Source organism: Streptomyces sp. MK7, from assembly GCF_032658145.1.
GTDB lineage: Bacteria > Actinomycetota > Actinomycetes > Streptomycetales > Streptomycetaceae > Streptomyces > Streptomyces spiralis.
Map to the genome: position 1 here is coordinate 23755 of NZ_JAVACL010000041.1, position 20893 is coordinate 44647.

General features: G+C 68.5%; 18 protein-coding genes. 8 read left to right on the top strand and 10 right to left on the bottom strand.

Going from position 1 to position 20893, the window contains the following annotated elements; all coding sequences use genetic code 11:
• Positions 1-134 precede the first annotated feature (134 nt).
• Entirely contained in the window at positions 135-599 is a 465-nt protein-coding gene (locus tag R2S09_RS31805) for a helix-turn-helix domain-containing protein (RefSeq protein ID WP_306192393.1), read from the bottom strand.
• Between the two features lie 154 nt (positions 600-753).
• On the opposite strand from R2S09_RS31805, the gene R2S09_RS31810 reads away from it, so the two are divergent.
• The 5 genes from R2S09_RS31810 to R2S09_RS31830 all read left to right on the top strand — a co-directional run bounded on the left by R2S09_RS31810 (position 754) and on the right by R2S09_RS31830 (position 5714).
• Complete coding sequence (locus tag R2S09_RS31810; RefSeq protein ID WP_316744743.1) at positions 754-1971, top strand: MFS transporter; 1218 nt, start codon at positions 754-756, stop codon at positions 1969-1971.
• Positions 1972-2417: 446 nt separating this feature from the next.
• Positions 2418-3479, top strand: a complete 1062-nt coding sequence (locus R2S09_RS31815) for an amidohydrolase family protein (protein WP_316744744.1) — start codon at positions 2418-2420, stop codon at positions 3477-3479.
• 1 nt (position 3480) lies between these two features.
• The gene (locus R2S09_RS31820; RefSeq protein ID WP_316744745.1) at positions 3481-4257 is read left to right on the top strand and encodes an iron-sulfur cluster assembly protein; all 777 of its coding nucleotides are present in this window, start codon (positions 3481-3483) and stop codon (positions 4255-4257) included.
• Complete coding sequence (locus tag R2S09_RS31825) at positions 4254-5279, top strand: NAD(P)-dependent alcohol dehydrogenase (RefSeq protein ID WP_316744747.1); 1026 nt, start codon at positions 4254-4256, stop codon at positions 5277-5279. The genes R2S09_RS31820 and R2S09_RS31825 overlap by 4 nt, the downstream gene beginning before the upstream one ends.
• A 105-nt stretch (positions 5280-5384) precedes the next feature.
• Positions 5385-5714, top strand: a complete 330-nt coding sequence (locus tag R2S09_RS31830) for a putative quinol monooxygenase (protein ID WP_306192388.1) — start codon at positions 5385-5387, stop codon at positions 5712-5714.
• A gap of 135 nt (positions 5715-5849) precedes the next feature.
• Here the strand turns inward: R2S09_RS31830 and R2S09_RS31835 are convergent, their stop codons facing one another.
• The 8 genes from R2S09_RS31835 to R2S09_RS31870 form a co-directional block, all read right to left on the bottom strand.
• Positions 5850-6074: a hypothetical protein gene (locus tag R2S09_RS31835; RefSeq protein WP_306192387.1), complete on the bottom strand. Its 225-nt coding sequence runs from the start codon at positions 6072-6074 to the stop codon at positions 5850-5852.
• A 127-nt stretch (positions 6075-6201) separates the two neighbouring features.
• Positions 6202-7587 (bottom strand): Nramp family divalent metal transporter, encoded by a 1386-nt coding sequence (locus R2S09_RS31840; RefSeq protein ID WP_306192386.1) that lies wholly within the window; start codon positions 7585-7587, stop codon positions 6202-6204.
• 45 nt (positions 7588-7632) lie between these two features.
• Entirely contained in the window at positions 7633-9282 is a 1650-nt protein-coding gene (gene groL / locus R2S09_RS31845) for a chaperonin GroEL (protein WP_306192385.1), read from the bottom strand.
• Between the two features lie 151 nt (positions 9283-9433).
• Positions 9434-10069: an iron-sulfur cluster assembly protein gene (locus R2S09_RS31850; protein WP_316744750.1), complete on the bottom strand. Its 636-nt coding sequence runs from the start codon at positions 10067-10069 to the stop codon at positions 9434-9436.
• 221 nt (positions 10070-10290) lie between these two features.
• Positions 10291-10641 carry a propane 2-monooxygenase effector subunit MimD gene (gene mimD, locus R2S09_RS31855; RefSeq protein ID WP_399145127.1) on the bottom strand — a complete coding sequence of 117 codons (351 nt, stop codon included), beginning with the start codon at positions 10639-10641 and terminating at the stop codon, positions 10291-10293.
• Positions 10641-11747 carry an aromatic/alkene monooxygenase hydroxylase subunit beta gene (locus R2S09_RS31860; protein WP_316744754.1) on the bottom strand — a complete coding sequence of 369 codons (1107 nt, stop codon included), beginning with the start codon at positions 11745-11747 and terminating at the stop codon, positions 10641-10643. Before R2S09_RS31860 ends, mimD begins: the two co-directional genes overlap by 1 nt.
• 53 nt (positions 11748-11800) lie before the next feature.
• Complete coding sequence (locus R2S09_RS31865; protein WP_306192381.1) at positions 11801-12838, bottom strand: FAD-binding oxidoreductase; 1038 nt, start codon at positions 12836-12838, stop codon at positions 11801-11803.
• A gap of 83 nt (positions 12839-12921) precedes the next feature.
• A complete protein-coding gene (locus R2S09_RS31870) occupies positions 12922-14562 on the bottom strand; it encodes a methane monooxygenase (protein ID WP_306192380.1) in 1641 nt (546 codons plus the stop codon).
• Between the two features lie 539 nt (positions 14563-15101).
• On the opposite strand from R2S09_RS31870, the gene R2S09_RS31875 reads away from it, so the two are divergent.
• Positions 15102-16934 carry a helix-turn-helix domain-containing protein gene (locus tag R2S09_RS31875; RefSeq protein ID WP_316744776.1) on the top strand — a complete coding sequence of 611 codons (1833 nt, stop codon included), beginning with the start codon at positions 15102-15104 and terminating at the stop codon, positions 16932-16934.
• 212 nt (positions 16935-17146) lie between these two features.
• Here R2S09_RS31875 and R2S09_RS31880 read toward each other — a convergent pair whose 3' ends face one another.
• Positions 17147-17824, bottom strand: a complete 678-nt coding sequence (locus tag R2S09_RS31880) for an alpha/beta hydrolase (protein ID WP_316744757.1) — start codon at positions 17822-17824, stop codon at positions 17147-17149.
• A 663-nt stretch (positions 17825-18487) separates the two neighbouring features.
• Between R2S09_RS31880 and R2S09_RS31885 the strand changes: the two genes are divergently transcribed.
• Both R2S09_RS31885 and R2S09_RS31890 read left to right on the top strand, forming a co-directional pair.
• Positions 18488-19504: a LacI family DNA-binding transcriptional regulator gene (locus tag R2S09_RS31885; protein ID WP_306192377.1), complete on the top strand. Its 1017-nt coding sequence runs from the start codon at positions 18488-18490 to the stop codon at positions 19502-19504.
• 111 nt (positions 19505-19615) lie between these two features.
• A complete protein-coding gene (locus R2S09_RS31890) occupies positions 19616-20887 on the top strand; it encodes an extracellular solute-binding protein (RefSeq protein WP_316744760.1) in 1272 nt (423 codons plus the stop codon).
• Positions 20888-20893: the final 6 nt, after the last annotated feature.

Below are 20893 nucleotides of genomic sequence, written 5' to 3' on the forward strand. Positions count from 1 at the left end.
CACCGCCGTCGCCTCCGGTCGTGCACGCCCCGGCCACCGGGCACGAACGAGCGGCCCGAGCGGACCGAGCCGATGGACGTCCCAGGGCCGCGCGGCCACGTGGCGCTCCCCACCCGGGAAGTGCGCCCCACGGCTCACCCGAGCCGGATATCGGCGGTTCGCCGCGCCGTCAGCTCCCCTGGCGGCACCCTGTCGCCGTCCTCGGTGACGAATGCCAACTGCACCGTCCGCCCCGAGTCCTCCAGCATGAACCGCGGCGAGGTGCTGTCCGGGCGCGGACGATAACTCCGCCCCCAGGCCGCCAGCGCCCCCATGACCACGGTCAGGCTGCGCCCGGCCTCGGTGAGGACGTATTCGTCGCGGGCCCGCTCCCCCGGTTCCCGGTAGCTGCGCCGTTCCATCAGCCCCTCCTCGACCAGCAGCGCCAACCGCTTGGCGAGGATGTTCGGTGCGATCCCCAGCGCCTCCCGGAACTCCTGGAACCGGGACGAATGCGCCACCACTGCCTCACGGATGATCAGCAGGGTCCAGGTGTCGCCGAGCACCTCGAGGCTTCGGGCGATGGAGCAGGTCGAGTCCTTGCCGAGCGTCTTGGTCATGCCTCCAGCATAGCGTTGAGTTGCAGTGAGCTACCCAGGTAGCTAAGTTGTTTTGCGATATTCAGCCGGGTCGGCGATCCCGAACCCCTTGTCACTCACTGGAGGCCCAGTGCCGCTCCTCGGAACACGTGCCAGCTTTTGGACCGCCGGCGCCGTGGTGGCACTCGCGCTGTGGACCAGCGCCTGCCCCACCATGACCTACCCGCTCTACCAGGCCGAATGGGGAGTCTCGGCCACAACCGTCGCGTGGATCTTCGCCGCGTATCCGATCACCCTGATCCCGGTTCTGATCGTTTTCGGTGACCTCTCCGACCACATCGGAAGACGTGCCTCCATCCTGATCGGGCTCGCCGCCGAGTTGATCGGTGCGCTGCTCTTCGCCATCGCCGGTGACGTCGCGTGGCTCCTGGTCGGCCGCGCTTTCATGGGAATCGGTGTCGGGCTGTCCATCAGCCCCGCCAACGTGGCCATGGTCGAATTCAGCGCACCGGGTCAGGAGAAGCGCGCCGGCGCCATCAGCACAGCCATATCGGCCCTGGGCATCGGCCTGGCGATGGTGCTGGGCGGCGCCCTGACCCAGTACGCGCCCTTCCCCCTCCACCTCGGCTTCTTCGTCCTGGCCGCCGCGATCGCGGCCGTGGCCGGCCTGGTCCTGTGCCTGCCCCGCCACACCCGGGACGAGGCCAGGGAGCCGTGGCGCATCCGGACGATCGTCATTCCCCGTGGCAGCCGCGTCGTCTTCGTGGCCGGCTCGATCGCCTTCGCCTCGTCGTTCCTGCTCGGGGCGATCGTGCTGCCGCTCGGCGCCAAGATCGCCCAACAGCTCGCCGGTTCGACCAACGCCCTGGTGACAGGCGCGCTGCTGTCGGTCTTCGCGGCGTGCATCACCCTGTTCGCGCTCGTGGCCCGGCGTATCCAGGTCTGGCTCCTGGTCGTCCTCGGGGCGATCGGGTCACTCGCAGCGGTGTGGCTGTTCGTCGTCACGGGCCTGGTGCACTCGCTGGCCCTTTTCTTCCTCGCCTCGGCGGTGGCCGGTGCCGCCTATGCCTTCGACTTCGCCGGCGGGCTGACGGTCTTCAGCCGGTACGCCGCTCCGCACCACCGGGCCAGCATGGTGTCCGGCGGATACCTCATCGGCTACATCGCGCAGGGCGTCGGGGCGCCGGCCCTCGGCGCCGTCGTGACCGCGCACGGGCTGATGCCCGGACTGCTGACCGGCGCCACCGCTTTCGGCGCCTTCTTCGTCGTCGTCCTCATCGGGGGCCTGGCCATTCTCGCCCCGCTCCACCGACGCGGTGGCCACGCCGCCCACCGAACCACGGCAGCGACCCAGGAAGCCGCATCCGCCGCGGAGGCAGAGGTCGGATCGTGACGACACCCGGCCCGGTCGACCTGCTGCCGAATACCCAGGCAGCCCGGTCCCCAGCCGGCGCACCGCACATCACACTCGCCATGCTCGCCCACGCCTTCCTGGCCGCCCTCGCCGCCCAGGCGGACGGTGACGCAACCCGCCAGGTCGAAAAGAACTCGATGCCCTGGAAAACCAGACGGTCCGGATACCTCTTGCGTCCCGGATGTCGCATCCGGCGCCCCACCTCGGGCAGCAGTGGGTCGATCACTGTGCTGGGAGGCCCACTGGATCGCTGTCTCCGCCGAGCCGGAGTTGCCGTTCCCGTAGCGCCCTTCGCCGACGTACCCGTCGAGATGCACGGCCCTTTCGCAATGCCTCAAAATGAGACATCCCGCTGGCTTCCGGGAGGGATGAGGGCTGCCTAGCGTGCTTCCACGAAGCGTGGTCATTGCAACAGGGAGGCCCTGGTGTACAGCAAGGACGGCGAGAACTACTTCATCGTGGACGCGCACATCGCACTGTGGGACGCGCGCCCTGAGAACCAGCTCAACATTCACGGCAGGCAGTTCATCGACTGCTTCTACGACTACCACCGCAACCTGAGTCCGGAATCGGAGTTGTGGCCGTACGAGGAGTACCTCTACTACGGTGCCGAGCGTCTGATGAAGGATCTGTTCGTCGAGGGGTACGTCGATCACGCGATCTTCCAGCCTGCCCTGCTCAGCGCCTTCTACCGCAACGGCTTCGGGCAGACCGAGGAGGCCTTCGCGCTGGCCCGGCGGCATCCCGACAAGCTGACGTACAACCACTGCTGGGACCCCCGGTACGAACAGAAGGGCCTCGACCAGCTCCGGCGCGACGCCGAGCGATTCGGGCTCAAGGGGGTCAAGCTGTACACGGCCGAGTGGCAGGGCGACTCGCGCGGCTACAAGCTGGACGACCCATGGACCTACCGCTACCTCGAGGCGTGCCAGGAACTGGGCATCAAGAACATCCACATCCACAAGGGCCCGACGATCCGGCCGCTGGACCGGGACGCCTTCGACGTCGCCGATGTCGACAAGGCGGCCTCGGACTTCACCGACCTGAACTTCGTCGTCGAGCACTGCGGGCTGCCCCGGCTGGAGGACTTCTGCTGGATCGCCACCCAGGAGCCCAACGTGCACGCCGGTCTCGCGGTCGCCATGCCGTTCATCCACACGCGTCCGCGCTACTTCGCGCAGATCATCGGCGAGCTGCTGTACTGGCTGGACGAGAACCGCATCCAGTTCTCCAGCGACTACGCGCTCTGGACGCCCAAGTGGCTCATCGAGCGGTTCGTGGACTTCCAGATCCCCGAGGAGATGCAGAACGAGTACCCGCCGCTCACCGTCGAGCAGAAGAAGAAGATCCTCGGCCTGAACGCGGCGGCCATGTACGGCATCCCGGTTCCCGGCGCGGCCGCAGCCACCACCCCGGCCGCAGGCACTTCCTCGGCCTCGGGCCCGGCCGGGGCCGCCTCCGTCGCCGCACAGCCCGGGGAGGCATGACATGCCCGCCCGCACGTCCACGGGCGTGTCCAGCCGCTCACTGGAGCAGCGGGCCAGGAAGGCGCTCGGCAGTGTCTTCGACCCCGAGCTGGACGAGCCGATCACCGACCTCGGCTTCGTACGGTCCATCGAGACGGGCCCCGATCACCGGCTGACGGTGCACCTGCGGCTGCCGACCTCCTTCTGCTCACCCAACTTCGCCTACCTCATGGCGTCCGACGCCAAGGACGCCCTGGACGCCCTGCCGGACGCCGGGGCGGTCACGGTCCTGCTCGACGACCACCACGACTCCGACCTGATCAATCGCGGCCTGGCCACCGACGCCGGCTACCGCGGCACATTCGGAGACGAGGCCGAAGAGGACCTCGAGGAGCTGCGCCTGACCTTCCGCCGCAAGGCGCATGCCGCCGCCATGGAGCGTGTTCTGTCCGGCCTGCTGCGGGCGAATCCGGACCTCACCGAGGAGGAGCTCCTCGACGTCACGCTCGCCGCCCTCCCGGACAGCCCCGCGACACAGGCGCTCCTGCGTCGCCGCGAGGCCCTGGGGCTGAGTCTCGCTCCCTCCGCCCCGGCCCTCGTCGACGAGCAGGGACGCCCCTGTCCGCCGGACGAGATCCCGCTGCGGCTGCGCTTCGCCCGCTCGATCCGCATCTCGATCGACGGCAACGCGCACTTCTGCCGCGGTCTGCTGCGCACCCGCTACCCGGAGTCCGCCTCCGACCAGGCCCCCCGCGCCGAAGACACCACCCTCATCTCCCCCCGCAAGGAGCCCCAGTGAAAGCAGTCCAGGTCGTCGGCTACGGTCAGCCTCCTCAGATGGCGGACGTACCCGTCCCGCAGGTCACCGGCCCGTACGACGTCGTCGTCAGAATCGGCGGAGCGGGCGTGTGCCGCACCGACCTGCACATCCTCGAAGGGCAGTGGGCCGAGAAGTCCGGGGTGACGCTGCCCTACACGATCGGGCACGAGAACGCCGGGTGGGTGCACGCGGTCGGCAGCGCCGTCACCAACGTCGCCGAGGGCGACAAGGTCATCGTCCACCCGCTGATCACCTGCGGGCTGTGCCGGGCCTGCCGCTTCGGGGACGACGTCCACTGCGAGCAGAGCCTGTTCCCCGGCATCGACACGGCCGGCGGCTACGCCGAGTACCTGAAGACCTCCGCCCGGAGCGTGGTCCGCATCGACGACTCCCTGGAGCCGGCCGACGTCGCCGCCCTGGCCGACGCCGGACTGACCGCGTACCACGCCGTCGCCAAGGCGGCCCTGAAGCTGCGGCCCGGGCACCGCTGCGTGGTCATCGGCGCCGGCGGGCTGGGACACATCGGGGTGCAGGTGCTGCGGGCGCTGACGGCCGCCGAGGTCATCGTCGTCGACCGCAGCGCCGAGGCGGTGAAGCTGGCGGAGTCCATCGGCGCCCACCACGGCGTCGTCGCCACCGGGGAGCACGTGCAGGAGGTGCTCGACCTGACCGGCGGCCGGGGAGCCGAGGTGGTGCTCGACTTCGTCGGCGAGGGTGGGGCCACCTCGGACGGCGTGCGGATGCTGCGCCGCGCGGGCGATTACCACGTGGTCGGATACGGGGAGAACATCGACGTGCCGACCATCGACATCATCTCCAGCGAGATCAACTTCATCGGCAACCTGGTCGGCTCCTACAACGACCTGTGCGAACTGATGGCGCTCGCGGCCCGGGGACAGGTCCGTCTGCACACGACCACGTACCCACTCGGGCGCTTCCAGGACGCCCTGGACGATCTCGACGCCGGCCGCGTCCGCGGCCGTGCGATCCTGGTCCCCTGAGTCCCGCATGCCTGACGCCTCCCCCTTCCGTCCCGACCGGAGCGGTGGAAACAGGCGCTGTCGGCCGGCCGGCGGTGAGCCGCCGGCCGGCGCAGGAGATATCCGATGATCTTCATTACTGCAAGGTTCCGGGTCAAGCCCGCACACGCGGACCGGTGGCCCGAGATCACCCAGGAGTTCACCCAGGCGACACGCGGCGAGCCGGGGTGCCTGTGGTTCGAGTGGGCACGCTCTGTGGAGAATCCGGCCGAGTACGTCCTGGTCGAGGCCTTTCAGGACGAAGAGGCCGGGGTCGCGCACGTCAACTCCGCGCACTTCAAGGCCGCGCGGCTAACCCTGCCGCCGCACCTCGCGGAGACCCCGCGGATCATCAACACGACCGTCGATCAGCAGGATTGGTCACTCCTGGGGGAAATGGCCGTCCAGGAGACGTGAGCACTTCCTGAATGCCCAGTGAACGCTCTTTGGCCGGGCGGCCGAATGCCGCCCGGCCGAAGAGCGTTCATCAACTTCCGGCCAGGCTCGGTCCGACAGGTGCCGCACCTGTGCGATGCGGGGACGAGAACGCGTTCAGGTGGCTACGAGCAGGACGAGGCCGATGACGGTCAGCAGAAGACCGACGAAGAACGCCATGGGCGCGTGGGCGCTCCACCAGCGGACTCGGGGCATGGCAGAGGAGGGGATCAGGTCGAAGTCCACGCGACGCAGGGCAGCCATGTACAGGGCCATGGTCGCGCTTCCCAGACCGCCGAAGGCGGCTACCCGGCCTGCGAGCGTATGGAGCGTCAGGGACATCGGATCCTCCGTGTGAGGTGACTCCTGGTCATGGACGCAGGCGGCAGGCGGGGCTCCCGGTCCACGACCAGGTCGACCGGTGTGCGCGGGATCGCCTCCGGTCGGCTTGGCGGCGGTGTGGTGTCGGCTAGCGGAAGAACTGATGGTGGAGCAGGACGACGTTCAGCACGATGACCAGCGCGGCGATGGCCCAGGCGACCGCTGTGGTGGCCCGGCGGTTGACGTGGGTTCCCATGACGTCACGTCGGGAGGTGAGGGTGATCAGCGGCACCAGTGCGAAGGGTATGCCGAAGGACAGGACGACCTGACTGAGCACGAGGGCGTCGGTGGGATCGACTCCGACGGCCAGGATGACGATCGCCGGGATCATGGTGATCAGGCGTCGCAGGAGCAGGGGGACGCGGACGTCGACGAAGCCTGCCATGACGACCTGGCCGGTGTAGGTTCCCACGCTCGCGGAGGACACGCCCGCGACCAGCAGCGCGACGGCGAACGCCAGCGCTGCTGCGCCGCCGGCCAGGCGTTCGAGTTCCAGATGGGCTTGGGGAATGGTGTTCAGGTCGGTCATGGCGGGGCTGTGGAAGAGTTCGGCGGCCATGGCGAGCATGGCCATGTTCACCAGGCCGGCGATCCCGAGCGCCACGATCACATCGAGCCGCTCGAAGCGCAGCACGCGCCGCCGCTCCGCGTCGTCCCGGCACGGCATACGGCCGCCGGTCAGTGCGGAGTGCAGGTAGATGGCGTGGGGCATCACGGTGGCGCCGATGATGCCGACAGCGAGGTACAGGGAGTCGGCGCCGTGCAAGGTGGGCCGGAGTCCGCGCAGCGACTCGTGGGCCGAGGGACCGATGCGCAGCACCTCGTAGAGGAAGCCCACCAGGATGATGCCCAGCAAGGCGGTGATGGCGAGCTCGAATCGGCGGTGGCCCCGGTTCTGGAGCGCGAGGATCGCGAACGCGATCGCCCCTGCGATCAGTCCCGCGGGCAACATCGGCACTCCGAAGAGGATGTTCAGCCCGAGTGCGGCGCCGAGGAATTCGGCGATGTCGGTGGAGATCACCACCACCTCGGCCTGCATCCACATTCCCCGGGCGACGGCGCGGGGATAGTGCTCGCGGACGAGTTCGGGCAGATTGCGCTCGGTGGCGATGCCGAGCTTGGCGGACAGGTACTGCACCGGCATCGCCATCAGATTCGCCAGCAGGACCACCCACAGCAGCAGGTAACCGTGCTGGGCTCCGCCTTGCAGGTTCGTTGCGAAGTTCCCGGGATCGACGTACGCGACAGCCGCGACGAACGCCGGGCCGAGCATGGCCAGCGTGGCACGCAGCCGCCCCTTGGCCAGCAACTGCTCGAGCGCGCTGGGCCCGCCCGCGGCGGGCTTCGTGAGTGAGACGGTGCCGCTGCCGGACGGGACGGCGGCCGTGGCCGCCGCCCACTGCGATGGTGGCAGGTGCTGCGCGGCAAGGGGGTCGATCCGGTGGCCTCTCCGAGATCGGGCTGGATTGGGCATGAACACGGCGGTAGCCTCCCTGCGGCGCGTGCCGGCGTGATCCGGTCAGTAGATGTTCGACGGCCGGACCAGACCCTCTGCCAGGTCTCCGAAGCCGGGGGCCACGACCGCGCCGGGATTCTGGATGATCTCTTCGACGACCAGCGTTTCGGTGGTGAGCAGCAGGGCGGCAATGGACGCCGCACTCTGCAGCGCGGAGCGGGTGACCTTCAGGGGGTCGACCACGCCAAGGTCGAACATGTCGCCGAACTGTCCGGTCAGCGCGTCGAAGCCATATCCGGCCGGCTGGGAGACGACCCGGTCGAGAACCTCCCGGCCGTCGTAGCCCGCGTTGATGGCGATCCACCGCAGCGGCTCGCCGAGGGCGTGGCGCACGATGTCCCGTCCGGCGGCCGCATCGCCCTCCACATCCAGTCCGGTCAGCACCAAGGCGCACTGCGCGAGCGCGGTTCCGCCGCCGGCGACGATTCCCTCCTCGATGGCCGCGCGGGTGGCGGACAGGGAGTCCTCGACGCGGTGCTGCATCTCCTTCAGCTCCACACCGGTGGCCGCGCCGACGTGGATGACGGCGACGCTGCCGGACAGGCGGGCGATGCGCAACTGCAGGTGGTCCTGGTCGTGTTCGTTCTCCGCTCGTTCCAGCTCTCGCTTGATCTGTTCGATGCGCGTGGTCACCGCCTCGTCGGAGCCCGCGCCGCCGACCAGGGTGGTGCTGGACTCGGTGACCGTGATCTTCCGGCAGCGTCCGAGGTGCTCCAGCCGGACCCCTTCCAGGCTCAGGCCCGCGTCCCCCGTCACGACACGTCCGCCGGTGAAGGCGGCGAGGTCTTCGAGCTCGGCGACGCGCCGGTGACCGAACCCCGGTGCTCGTACCACCACCGACTTGAAGGTGTCGTGCACGTTGTTGGTCACGAGCATGCCCAGGGCCGGCCCCTCCACGGTCTCGGCCAGGATCACCAGCGGGCTGCCGGTGCGGGTGACCTGTTCGAGCAGCGGCATCAGGGTCTGGACCGCTGAGATCTTTTCATTGGTCAGCAGGATGTAGGGGTTGTCGAAGACCGTCTCCATCCGGTCCTTGTCGGTCACCATGTACGGCGAGAGGTATCCGTGGTCGAATTCCACCCCGTCGACGAAGCTGACGTCGAGCCCGAAGGAGGGGGACTCCTCGACCGTGACGACGCCGTTGCGTCCGACGCGTGCCATCGCGGCCGCGATCGTCTCGCCGATCTCGGGGTCGTTGTTGGCCGAGAGCGTGGCCACGTGGGCCAGGTCCGTCTGGTCGGTGACCTGCCGGGTGTGCTCCCGCAGCGCGCCGATCACAGCGGCGACCGCCTTGTTGATGCCCGTCTTGAGAAGCATGGGGTTGGCGCCGGCGTCCACCGCGCGCAGTCCTTCGTGCACCAGGGCCTGGGCGAGCACGGTGGCGGTCGTGGTGCCGTCCCCTGCGACGCCGTTGGTCTTGTTGGCGACCTCCTTGACCAGCTGGGCACCCATGTTCGCGAACGGGTCGCGCAACTGGATCTCCCGGGCGATGGTGACGCCGTCGTTGGTGATGGTCGGCGGGCCGGTGAGCCTCTCGATGACGGCGTTGCGTCCCTTGGGGCCCAATGTCACCTTGACGGCGTCCGCCAGGGCGTTCACGCCCGCCTCGAGGAGGCGTCGTGCCTCCACGTTGAAACGCAGGTCCTTGGCCATGTCTCGTAACCGCCTTTCAGACAGGGGGTGAAGGTGGTGCAGCGGTTGCCGCGAACGAAACAGCCGCGCCGGATCGAGCGCTGTCCGCCGGTTCGGAGGGTGAGGAGTGTCCGGCGCGGACTCCGCCTTCGTTCGGGTCGTACGGTGCCGTTCACCGGCGCAGGTGCGGTTCGATCTCGACGGCCAGAACGGCGCGGCCGCGTTCGTCGATGAAGACGGGATCGCTGTCGTCGGCCGGCAGGCCGAGGGTCCGGCGGCAACGCACGAGGGCTTCGGTCAGCCGGCCGGGCAGGTCCTTCAGGCAGGCCCCGGCCATCTGGCGGCAGGTCCAGCCCCGGCTGACCAGGTGACGCCCGAGGCGCCCCTGCACCGCCAGCAGATCTTCGCGCGGGAGGGCGCTGCGTGGCCGCTCCGCCTGGCCGGGGCCCGAGTGCAGGGGGGACGCCGCGGTGAACTCCTCCTCGGGGGGCGCAGGATGACAGGTCTCCTCGCGGACGGAGTGGTCCTCCAGATCGACCGTCACGTCGGTGACCCACGTCAGCACGGCGAGCGCCCGGCGGGCGTCGTCCGCCGTCAGCCTGGCGAGGTCCGGACCGCCCACGTGGGCGGGTAGCCTCAGCCGCGCCGCCACCCGCCCGCCGTCGATGCTGACGCGGCGGACGATACCCAGTTCGGTGATGGGCCGGCCGCGGTCGGGGTCCAGCACCGTGGCCAGAGCGGCGATGACTCCCGCGGACTGCTCGGCCGGCCCGGTGACCGGTGCGCCGGTGACGGTGGCCAGGGTCATGCCGGCGCCTGCCCGGTGCCCGTCGTCTCCCGGAGGTGGACATGGCTGTGGGCCACGAAGCCGTCCACGTCGTCCTTGCCGGCCATGCGCTGCCTCGCTGTCCATCTGCTGCCTCGCTCGGAGGATCGGTGGTGTCGGCCGCGCCGGGAAGTGCGGGCATTGGCGGCTCGCGTCGCTCACGCTCCCCGGCCCCGGCCGGTGCCGACGTGCGGCCGTCGGTGTTACTGAACCGGCCGGAGGTCGAAGTCGATGTACTCCGCCGCTTCCTCCGGGCTGGCGAAGAGCATCGTCTTGTCGTCGAAGTGGACCATCCGGCCGTAGTGGGTCGACATGATCTCTTCGAAGTCCGTCTGATCGAATTCGAACCCGATCGCCTCGGTGATCTCGGCGAAGTCGAACACCAGCTTGCCGACGCCGTCGACCCGGATCATCGACGGGTACTCCTGGACGGACACGTCCGGCTTGCCGCGCATCACATCGGCCACGACATGACCGTTCTGGTTGTTCATCAAGGTCACGCCGCACAGGTTCGAGAACGACCGGTCGCTCCCGAATTTCGCGTTGTTCACCATCACTGCGACAGTCCCTTCGGCTCCGAGAGGTTCAGGTCGGCCAGCAGGCTGCTTAGGCCCGTCACCGCGGCGTCGTAGGAGTCGGCGAAGGTGATCACCTTCTCCTGCGGCTGCGACCAGATCGGTTGCAATTCGTGGGCGGCCCGCACGCTCAGCGGCGTCCATGCCTCCAGCCAGCCCTGCAGAGTGTCCCGGTTGCGCCGGCCGTGGTTCTCGTCGGTGGTGAGCATGCGGAACAACGCCCGGGTGTAGCGCAGGTCACGGCCGTGGTCGTGCTCCCCGGTGCCCACCAGCGTGGGAGTGACGTAGTCGCCGTTGCGCGCCGCGACCTGCATGACCAGGTGACTGCGGAACAGGACGCCGACCAGCGACTCGAACACCACGTTGGTGGCGAACAGCGACTCGGCCCAGTCGCCGATGGCCGTGAGCCTCTCGACGTTCTCCCGGACCCCCTGCCAGACCGGGTCGGTGTGCCAGGCCGTCTTGTGCACCGAACCGTCGAAGCCGATCTCCGCCTCCGCGAGGTCCAGGTTGTACAGGGCGAGGTCCTGGGCGAAGCGCAGCTTGTGGGCGCTGTTCACCGCGATCGCGGTGTTGATCATGTTGGTGGGTGCCGAGCGCTGCTCGGAGGTGAAGACGTGCATGCCCAGGCCGTGCTCGGCGTGCATCCAGGCGCCCAGGTGCCGTTCCAGGAACTTCACCCATGCCGTCGGCCAGGCCTGGTAGGCGCGGGCCTGCTTGGCGTTCTCCAGCGTCAGTTGGATCTGCCGGACGACGTTGGAGTTGTTGCGGTAGATGGTCTGTTCCCATTCCTCGTTCGGGTCAAGGAAACGGTGCCAGTCACCGGAACGCAGTGCGGTCCAGTCCTGGGGGTAGCCGCCCTTGCCGTCGGCGAATCCGTAGATCCAGCCCTGTGAGAGGTGCCGCTCCGGGTCGGGCTGCACGTCGACGGTGACGTCCTCGTACATCGTCGCCCGCTTCTTCTGGGGCGTGAAGTAGTTGTACGAGCGGCTCTTCGAACTGGGGAACTCCTTCAGACCCGCTTCTGCCCCGGTGAACTCGATCTGGGGGAAGCTGCGGGGCGCGGTCCTTTCCGATGAGGTCATGAACGCACACCTTTCTGTGTCTGGCGTGGAGGTGACTGTCGTGCGGTGGCAGGTCAGTCGTCGGCGGCAGCAGTGATGGTGAACTTGTCGAAGAAGACCTGTTCCTCGGGGATGCCCGTGGCCTCCAGCAGCGGCAGCGCGGCGTCGATCATCGGAGGCGGGCCGCACAGGTAGACGTCGCAGCCGGCGAGGTCGCGCTCCTGCCGGTCCAGGACATCGGTGACCAGGCCCCTCTCCCCTGCCCAGTCGGCCGGCCAGCTGTCGGACAGACAGGGGACGAACCGGAAGTGGGCGAGCTCCCGGGTGAGGTCCGCCAGCTCCTCGAGATGGAACAGGTCGCTTTCGGTGCGGGCCCCGTAGTAGTAGACCGCTTCCCGCTCGTTGCCGCTCTCCGCCATCTGGCGCAACAGCGACAGGATCGGCGCCATCCCGGCGCCTCCGCCGACGAAGACCAGGGGACGGTCGGAGCTGACGCGCAGCGTGAAGGTGCCGTACGGTCCGGTCACCTCGAGCGGGTCGCCGACGGTGAGACCATCCTCGAGAAGACCGGAGAACCTGCCTCCCGGGTAGCGCTTGATGACGAACTCCAGCATCCCCTCGGCCGCCGAGAGGTTGGCCATGGAGAACGAGCGGTGCTCGTCGGTTCCGGGGATGGTGATGTCGACGTACTGGCCGGGGTGGAACCGGAAACCGGAGTCCGCCGGCAGCTTCAGCCGCACCAGGCTGATGTCGTGCGTGAGGTCGGTCAGCTGGGCCACCTCCGTCTGCACGGTGGTGACCGGCAGACCCGACCTGATCATGTCCTCGTCGTAGTTGACGAGTTCGATCTCCGTGTCGCTGTAGACGTGCGACCGGCACAGCAGGACGTATCCCTCGTCCTTCTCGAAGTCGGGCAGGGCGAAGGTGGAGTACCGGCCCATCTGCAGGTCGCCGTCCAGCAGGAAGGACTTGCACGCCGAGCACTGGCCTTCCTTGCAGCCGTGGACAAGCATGACACCCTGCCGGAACGCGGCATCGAGCACGGTTTCGTCCTCGTCGGCTTCGATCTCTATGCCTACCGGTTCGAATCGCACCTTGTGCGTGTCGGCCATGATGCCGCTCCTTGACGATGAGGGGCTCCCGCCGCGACGCGTCGCGGCCACGGGCCGCGGCGGGAGCCGGTCTGGAAGGGCCGTCAGGCCGCCGGAGTGACGTTCGGGTTCGCCTTGTACGCCGCGACGTGTGCCTCACGTTCGGCGTCGGACATCTCGTTCAGCAGTACGTTGGGACTGTTGAACGCGATGCCGCGCACGTCGTCGAGGGTCCACAGCTTCTTCGGGTCGTCCAGGTCCAGGTGCGGCTGCGGGATGAGGGTCCTGCCGTCGTCGCGGACGTACCCGAGGTCGGAGATGATGTCGGCCAGGTCCCGGCCGTGGTACAGCGTCTCCCATTCGCGCTTGCCGGTCAGCCGGCCCATGTTCGGGGTCGGCCGGCCCTCGTACTCGGGGCGGAAGGCCACCTTGTCGGTCCAGTGGCAGGTGTCCGAGCAGTACGTCCGCCACTGGCCGTCGACCTGGTCGACCACCATGTCGTCGCGGACCAGGCAGGGCACCATGCAGGTCCAGCACCGGTGCGGGTATTCGTAGCCGACGTTCTCGAAGGCGATCGGCTTGTTGCGGCCCGGGTAGCGCAGCCGGTTGTACTCCTCCCACCAGCGGCCGAACTGGTTGTACCAGCCGGGGTACTTCTCCTCGAACCACTCGAAGTCCTGGTCGGTCATCGGGTCGATGCGCCAGTAGTTGACCGGCCATCCGGTGGCGAAGAACTGGGCGACGCGGTGCACGTAGTGCTTGTTGTAGATCCGGTTCCACGACTCCTCGACCAGGTCGTGAGGGATGACCAGACCGTACTTCTCCAGCGGGATCAGGTAGCTGCGGTAGTAGTCGTCGTAGATCCACCGACGCCACATCTCCGCGTAGCTGTCCCGGTCCTTGCGGCGGTCCTTGCTCCCGTACTCGATGAAGGTGCCGATCGCGGCATCCACGACGCAGTGGTTGTTCCACCACGCGTAGCGCAGGTCCCGCTCGAGCAGCTTGCGGTTCTCTTCGTCGGCCAGTGCCATCAGCAGGATGGAGTAGCCGTTGGAGATGTGCCGGGACTCGTCGGACTGCACCGAGTGGAACACGGTGGGCAGCAGGTAGTCGCCGTTGGCCGCGGCCTCCGAGGGCATGGCCACGAACAGGGTGTTGGTGAACGCGGTCTCGGCGACGACCGTGAGGTAGATGTTGGCCGCGGTGATCGCGTCACCGGTGATGAACCCCTCGCCGAACTGCCGGCCGATCGTGCCCGCGTAGTTGTTCGCGAAGGCCTTCTCGGTGATGTCGAACCCGGCCGGGTCGATGTAGTGGTTCATGTACAGGCGCTTGAGGTTCATCTGGATCGTCGAGTGCCGCACCTCGTCGATCATCTGCACCGCGAGCCCGTTGTGGACCTCAGGGTTGGGCACCGCGTCGATCGCCATCGGCATGGCCCTGGCCGCGGAGATCTCCGGGAACGGGATGATCGACAGGAACAGCTTCTGCCACTCCATCCACCGTTCCTGCACCTGCCGGAACATGTTGCCGCGGATGGCGCCGTCCATCGCGCCGTAGACGCGGTTGTCCTTCTCCTCCTCCATCGGGAAGTAGGAGCGCAGGATCTGCTTGAGCGGGTCCTTCTTCGGGGCCTTGTCGAACTTGTAGTCGGTTCCGAACCGCTTCGCCGGGGTGGCGAAGGTCGGCTCCCACGAGAGTTCGGTGATCTTCTTGTGCGCCTTGCTGAGACTTTGTCGGCTCACGAATGCCTCCTGGGGAAGGGCGGCTGCACGGCATGGCGCCCACGACTACGCCTCCGCCGCTCCGGCCGCCCGCGTGTCGCCGAGACAGCCCTGCGGGCGCAGGGCCCGGCGATGCGTCCTGGTGTGAGCATCACAGCGCATCCGGCCCGTGCGTGGAGTCTCAAAATGTGACAACCGCCGACCGGCGTCCTTCCCCTGCCAGGCCGTGGCTGGTTACATGCTCGCAATGCACCCGTCACGCTCCGGGTACGCTCGAAGTAAAAAGGGGCTCTGGTGGCCTTGGTCTACGCCGCAGATCTGCTACTGGTGAGGAATTCCGGGAATTATCGCATTCACCCGCCGCATCTCTTCGGGCGGAACGGACGGCCATGCCCCGTGGCCCACGATCGAGGGAGCCGGGCCCCCGCGCCCGGGGCGCATCCGGCGGCGCCGGGCACCCGGTACTCCTCTCCTCCTCCCGCCGCGCGGTTCCTCTTCCGTCCGCCAGGGCCGTCGAACGGCTTCTCCCGCACGGCACCCACCGAGGAGGGCCAGTGACGATGACCAGCGACCGGCGTGAGGGCAGCGAGCAGGCAGTCGGCGGGGCCCGCCACAGGTTGCGTGACGCCCGAGAACTCGCGGCGGCACGCGAGCGGTTCCTGAGCGCCGGAACCGTGGACACCGACCATGTGCGCCAGACCATCGCGGCCTCCTGGTGGCGGTCGCGAACCTGGAAGATCACCGCCGACCACCTGCGCCTGCCGTATGTGAAGGACCCCAACCTCGACACGCCTCTGGTCCGCGGGGCCGGCCCGATCCTGCAACGACTGCGGGAGCAGATGAGCGACGAACCGGTCAGTCTCATCCTCACCGATCCCTCCGGCACGGTGCTGGACCGGCGCACCACCGACAGCCGGCTCGAACAGCGCCTGGACCAGGTTCAACTCGCTCCCGGCTTCTCCTACGCGGAACGGTTCGTGGGCACCAACGGCATCGGCACGGCCCTGGAGGGCGGCCAGGCCACCGGCGTGTTCGGACCCGAGCACTACGCCGAGGACCTGGAGGATCTCAGCTGTGCCGGGGTACCGGTGCGCCACCCGGTCTCCGGCCGTCTCCTCGGGGTGTTCGACCTGACCTGCTGGAGCCATGACGCCTCCCCCTTGCTGCTGGCACTGGCCAAGACCACCGCCCAGCAGATCGAGCAAGAGCTCACCACTTTGACCGGGTTGCGGGAATTCGCCCTGTTCCAGGAGTACTTGCGGGCCTGTCAGCACAGCGGCGGCATCGTGTTCGCGCTCAACAACGACGTGGTCATGCTGAACGACCACGCCCGCAAGGTCCTCAGCGCCTCCGACCAGGCCGCGCTGCTCACCACCGCGGCCGAGGCGATGCTGGGCAGCAAGCGTGTCACGATCGACGTGGCTCTCCCCGGCGGGGAAAGAGCGCGGATGTTCTGTGCCCCTGTGCACACCGCCTCCGGCCCTGCCGGAGGGGTGGTCAGGGTCCGCCTCACCGGGCCTGCATCGCCGCCCGGCACTGTGTCGGTCCAGCCCGTACTGCCCGGCCTCGCGGGCTCGTCCCCCGCCTGGCGGCGCACCTGTGAACTTGCCTGCGCCCACTACCGGAAGAACGAGTGGATCACCCTCAAGGGCGAGGCAGGCACCGGCAAACTCGCCCTGCTGCGGGCCGTGCACCGCCACCACGATCCGTCCGGCAGCTTCCACGTCCTGGACCTCTCCGGGACCCCCGGCGAAAGGGACCTCCTCGCCCGCCTGAAGCAGGAACTGGAGCAAGGCAGCGGCGGCACCCTGGTCCTCCAGCACATCGACCGCCTGTCCACCGGCCTCGGCCATGCCTTCGCCACCCTCCTGCACCAGCATCGCCGCCTGGCCGACCAGACCGGGCGGCAATGGTGGGTGGCGGCCACTCACCACCCGATCACCGGCGACAATGGCCTGGACGACGTGCTGCGGCTCTTCCCCGCATCGGTGGAGGTGCCCCCACTGCGCCATCACACCGACGACCTGAACGAACTCGTCCCCTTTCTGCTCGCCAAAATCGACTCGACCTCAGGGCTGACCGTCTCCCGCGCGGCCCTGCAGCTGCTGATGCGTCACACCTGGCCCGGAAACGTCGCCCAACTGCAGCAGGTCCTGAGCAGCGTGGCGCAACGCCGCCGATCGGGCGTGGTCCAGCCCAGCGACCTGCCTCCCGAGTGCCAGGCCGTGGCCCGCCGTGTGCTCACACCCCTGGAATCCCTCGAACGTGACGCGATGGTGCGCAGCCTCATCGAGGCCGGCGGCAACAAGAACAAGGCGGCCCGAGCACTCGGCGTATCCCGCGCCACCATCTACCGCAAAATCCGGGAATACGGCATTGACATTTCCAAGTAACTCCCCCCCGGCTCCATCGACCAGTGGACGCTGCTCGCCTCCCCCGTAACCGGGGGCACCGTCGCAAGACGCGACGTCACGCGCCCACCAGACCGCGGTCGCCCGGGCCGTGCTCGAGCGGGCCCTGGATGCCGAGATGACGGAACACAGGGGAAGGTGGCGTGCGGCGGCTCGACGCCGACGTGGAACGCGAGCGTGGAACCCAGCGGCTGTTACGCCTCGGTCCGGTATGCCTCCAGGTGATCGGCCAGTTCTGTGGGGTGGCCGAGCATGGGGCAGTGGTCGCCCGGCAGCTCGTCCGGTGTGATGCCAAGGCGCTCCCGCACGATCCGGCGCATGTACTCGGCGGGGAAGAAACGGTCGTCCCGAGACAGAAGGAACTTCGTTGGCACGTCCGGCCACGCGGCCAGTGGCCATGGCTTCATGAACGGAGTCGCCGACTGCGTGCGCGTGCGCTTCCTGGCCTCGGCGACGAGTACCGACGGGGTGTCGTGATGGAACAGGGCGGTGTCGTCGTCAGGGTCCCTGCCGTCGCGTTCGTCCTGTTCGCGCCTGGCCTGCTCGTAGCCGGTGTTGGCCCACCACTGGCCTGGGCTCTCACCCGGCGCCGGGATCTGCGCCTGCAGCATCACCAGCAAATCGACTGGCACCCGGTCACACACCAGGGGGGCGGTGAAGCCGCCGAAGGAATGGGCCACCAAGATCAGGTCGCCGCGATCGCCGATGGCGTCGACCACGGTGTCGGCGTACTCGGCCGGCCCGGCCGAGTCGTCGTCGCACGGCAGGTCCACCGCCACCACGTCATGGCCCCGCCCGCGCAACTCGGCCTCCAGCAGATGCCAGTACCACGGGCCGGACGCGGCACCGGGAATCAGCACATACGTAGCCATCGTCAGCGCCCTCTCGGTAGCGGACACAGTGTCTCGACTCGGTCGCGCTTTCCGTCGAGGTACGACGAGCGAACGCCCCAACGCGGACTGGAGTTGTCCCCGCGCCCGGTAAGAATTGTCCCACGCGGTGATGAGGGGAGGGCTGCCACATTGCTCGCATCCGTCCAGAGAACCGGACCGTTGCCCCGATCCAGCCGGCTACGCCTCCATGGACGGCCCAGCATGCTGCCGTCACCATCCCGCACACGTACGTCTTGCACGCTTTTGGGGGCGCCGTCTGCTCCAGTCACCGTACGGAAGGCGTCCTGAGCGGACCACGCCTGGCAGAACAGCCGTTTGAAGCGGGGATCGGCGCTCAAACAGAAGGCCGTGCCCTCCTCGGCTCACCTGCGCCCAGACGGAACATAATGACCATCTCGGAGGAATGTATGCCAATCAAGGCACTCTCTTTCGAGCTATTGACTTTCCGCAACTCCAACCCGCAGGCTACGGATCGTCCATTCAAACCGGTTTAAAAGCCGGCTCGGTGCCCCGCACGGCACCGCGCTCCGCACCCGGTCCCGGCCTCCTCGCCGGTGCCCGGAAAATGCGGTCGCGGGGTGTCCGGCCTGCTCAGCCGCCCTGGGGGGACCGCACGGCTGCTCAGAAGGAAGCGGTGCACGCATGGCGCGACGTCCCACGATCGCCGACGTGGCGAAACTGGCCGGGGTCTCCCGTGCGACCGTTTCCTTCGTCCTCAACAACCGTCCCGGCGTGGCCGCGGACACCCAGCAGCGCGTCCGGTCCGCGGCCGAGGAGCTGGGGTGGACACCGAGCTCCAGCGCCCGTGCGCTGTCCACGGGCCGAGCCCGCGCGGTCGGACTGGTCCTGACACGTGAGCCCGAGCTCATCGGCACCGACCCATTCTTTCCCGCCTTCATGGCGGGCATCGAGACGGTCATATCGGAGACCGGCGACGGTCTGATGCTGCAGATGAGCCGTCCCGGAAACGAAGTGGACACCTACCGCAGGCTCGCCGCCGACCGCCGCGTGGACGGCGTGCTCCTCACCGACCTGCGCACCGGCGACTCACGTCCGGCGCTGGTCGCCGAACTGGGCCTCCCGGCCGTGGCCGTGGGGGCGGGCGCCGGCACGGGTCTGCCGACGGTCAACCTCGACGACCGTCCCGCCGTCCGCGAGGCCGTACACCACCTCGCCGGCCTCGGGCATCGCGACATCGCCTACGTAGCCGGTCCCGAGGAGTTCGTGCACGCCCGGCGGCGCCGCCAGGCCTGGAGCGACGCCCTCGCCGAAGCCGGCCTGCCCCAGGGGACGTCACTGCCGGGCGGCTTCTCCGCCGAGGGCGGAGCGCGGGCCACCCGGATGCTGCTCGACCGGCCGACGCCGCCGACGGCCATCGTCTACGGCAACGACCTCTCGGCCACGGCCGGGATGGCGGTCGCCCAGGACGCCGGACTGCGCCTGCCTGAAGACCTGTCGGTGGTCGGCTTCGACGACGTACCGCTCGCCTCCTACACCAGCCCCCCGCTGACCACCTGCCGCGCCAACCCCGTCTCCTGGGGCCGGGCGTCCGCCCAGGCACTGGTGGAACTGATCGAGACCGGCACCACCGCCGACGTGGAGCTGGAGCCCGCCGCCCTCGTGGTGCGAGCCTCCACCGGCCCTGCGCCGGTCCGCTGAGACCCGCGGCGTGCCGGTGCGCCCCGCACCCCCGGGACGGACGGTGCCGGGCAGGCACGTACCGGCCGAGCCGTACCGCAAGCGATTCCCCAGCAAGAAACGGAACCTCCAATGAAGAAGGCCCTTTTCGCCCTGCTGCCGGTGGCCGCCCTGACGCTCAGTGCGTGCGGCAGCGGCGGATCCGACTCCGGCGTCTCCGACGACTCCCACGGCCCGATCACGATCTGGTACTCCAACAACGCGCAGGAAGTCGCGTGGGGCAAGAAGATGGTGGCGCAGTGGAACGCCGCCCACCCCAAGGAGAAGATCACCGCCCAGGAGATCCCCGCGGGCAAGAGCTCCGAAGAGGTCATCGGCGCGGCGATCACCGCCGGTAACGCGCCCTGCCTGATCCTCAACACCGCGCCGGCCGCCGTGCCCGGGTTCCAGAAGCAGGGCGGCCTCGTTCCGCTCGACGACTTCCCCGACGGCAAGAAGTACCTGCAGGAGCGTGTCGGCGGCAGGCTGTCGCAGTACGCGTCGCCGGACGGCAAGTACTACCAGATGCCGTGGAAGAGCAACCCGGTGATGATCTTCTACAACAAGGAGCTGTTCAAGAAGGCCGGACTGGACCCGGAGCACCCCAAGCTCTCCAGCTACCAGGACTTCCTCGACACCTCGCGCAAGCTGGTCGCGGCCAAGGCCGCCAAGGCCGCGATCTGGCCGGCTCCGTCCTCGGAGTTCTACCAGTCCTGGTTCGACTACTACCCGATGTTCACGGCGCAGTCCGGCAAGCAGCTGGTCGAGGACGGCAAGGCGCAGTTCGCCTCGGCCGACGGCATCAGGGCGGCCCAGCTGTGGAAGACCATGTATGCCGAGGGCCTGGCGCCGAACGAGAAGTACAACGGCGACGCCTTCGCCGACGGCAAGGCAGCCATGGCCACCGTCGGACCCTGGGCGATCTCCGTCTACGGCGACAAGGTCAAGTGGGGCGCCGTACCGGTCCCCACCGCCGACGGCGCCGCCGGCAAGGGCACCTTCAGCGACGAGAAGTCCATCGGCATGTACACCTCCTGCAAGAACCGCGGGACGGCCTGGAACGTCATGAAGTTCGCCACCAGCAAGGAGCAGGACGGCAAGCTGCTGGAGGCGACCGGGCAGATGCCCATGCGCGCCGATCTGGCGAGCGCCTATCCGTCCTACTTCGCTTCGCACAAGGACTACCAGGTGTTCGCGCAGCAGGCGGAGCACACCATCGAGGCACCCAACGTGCCCAACTCCGTGGAAGTCTGGCAGACGTTCCGCGATGCGTACACCAAGGCCGTCATCTTCGGCAAGGGTGACCTCGCCGCGGCCCTCAAGGACGCCGCGGCCAAGGTGGACAAGCTCGCACAGGGCCAGTGAGTACCC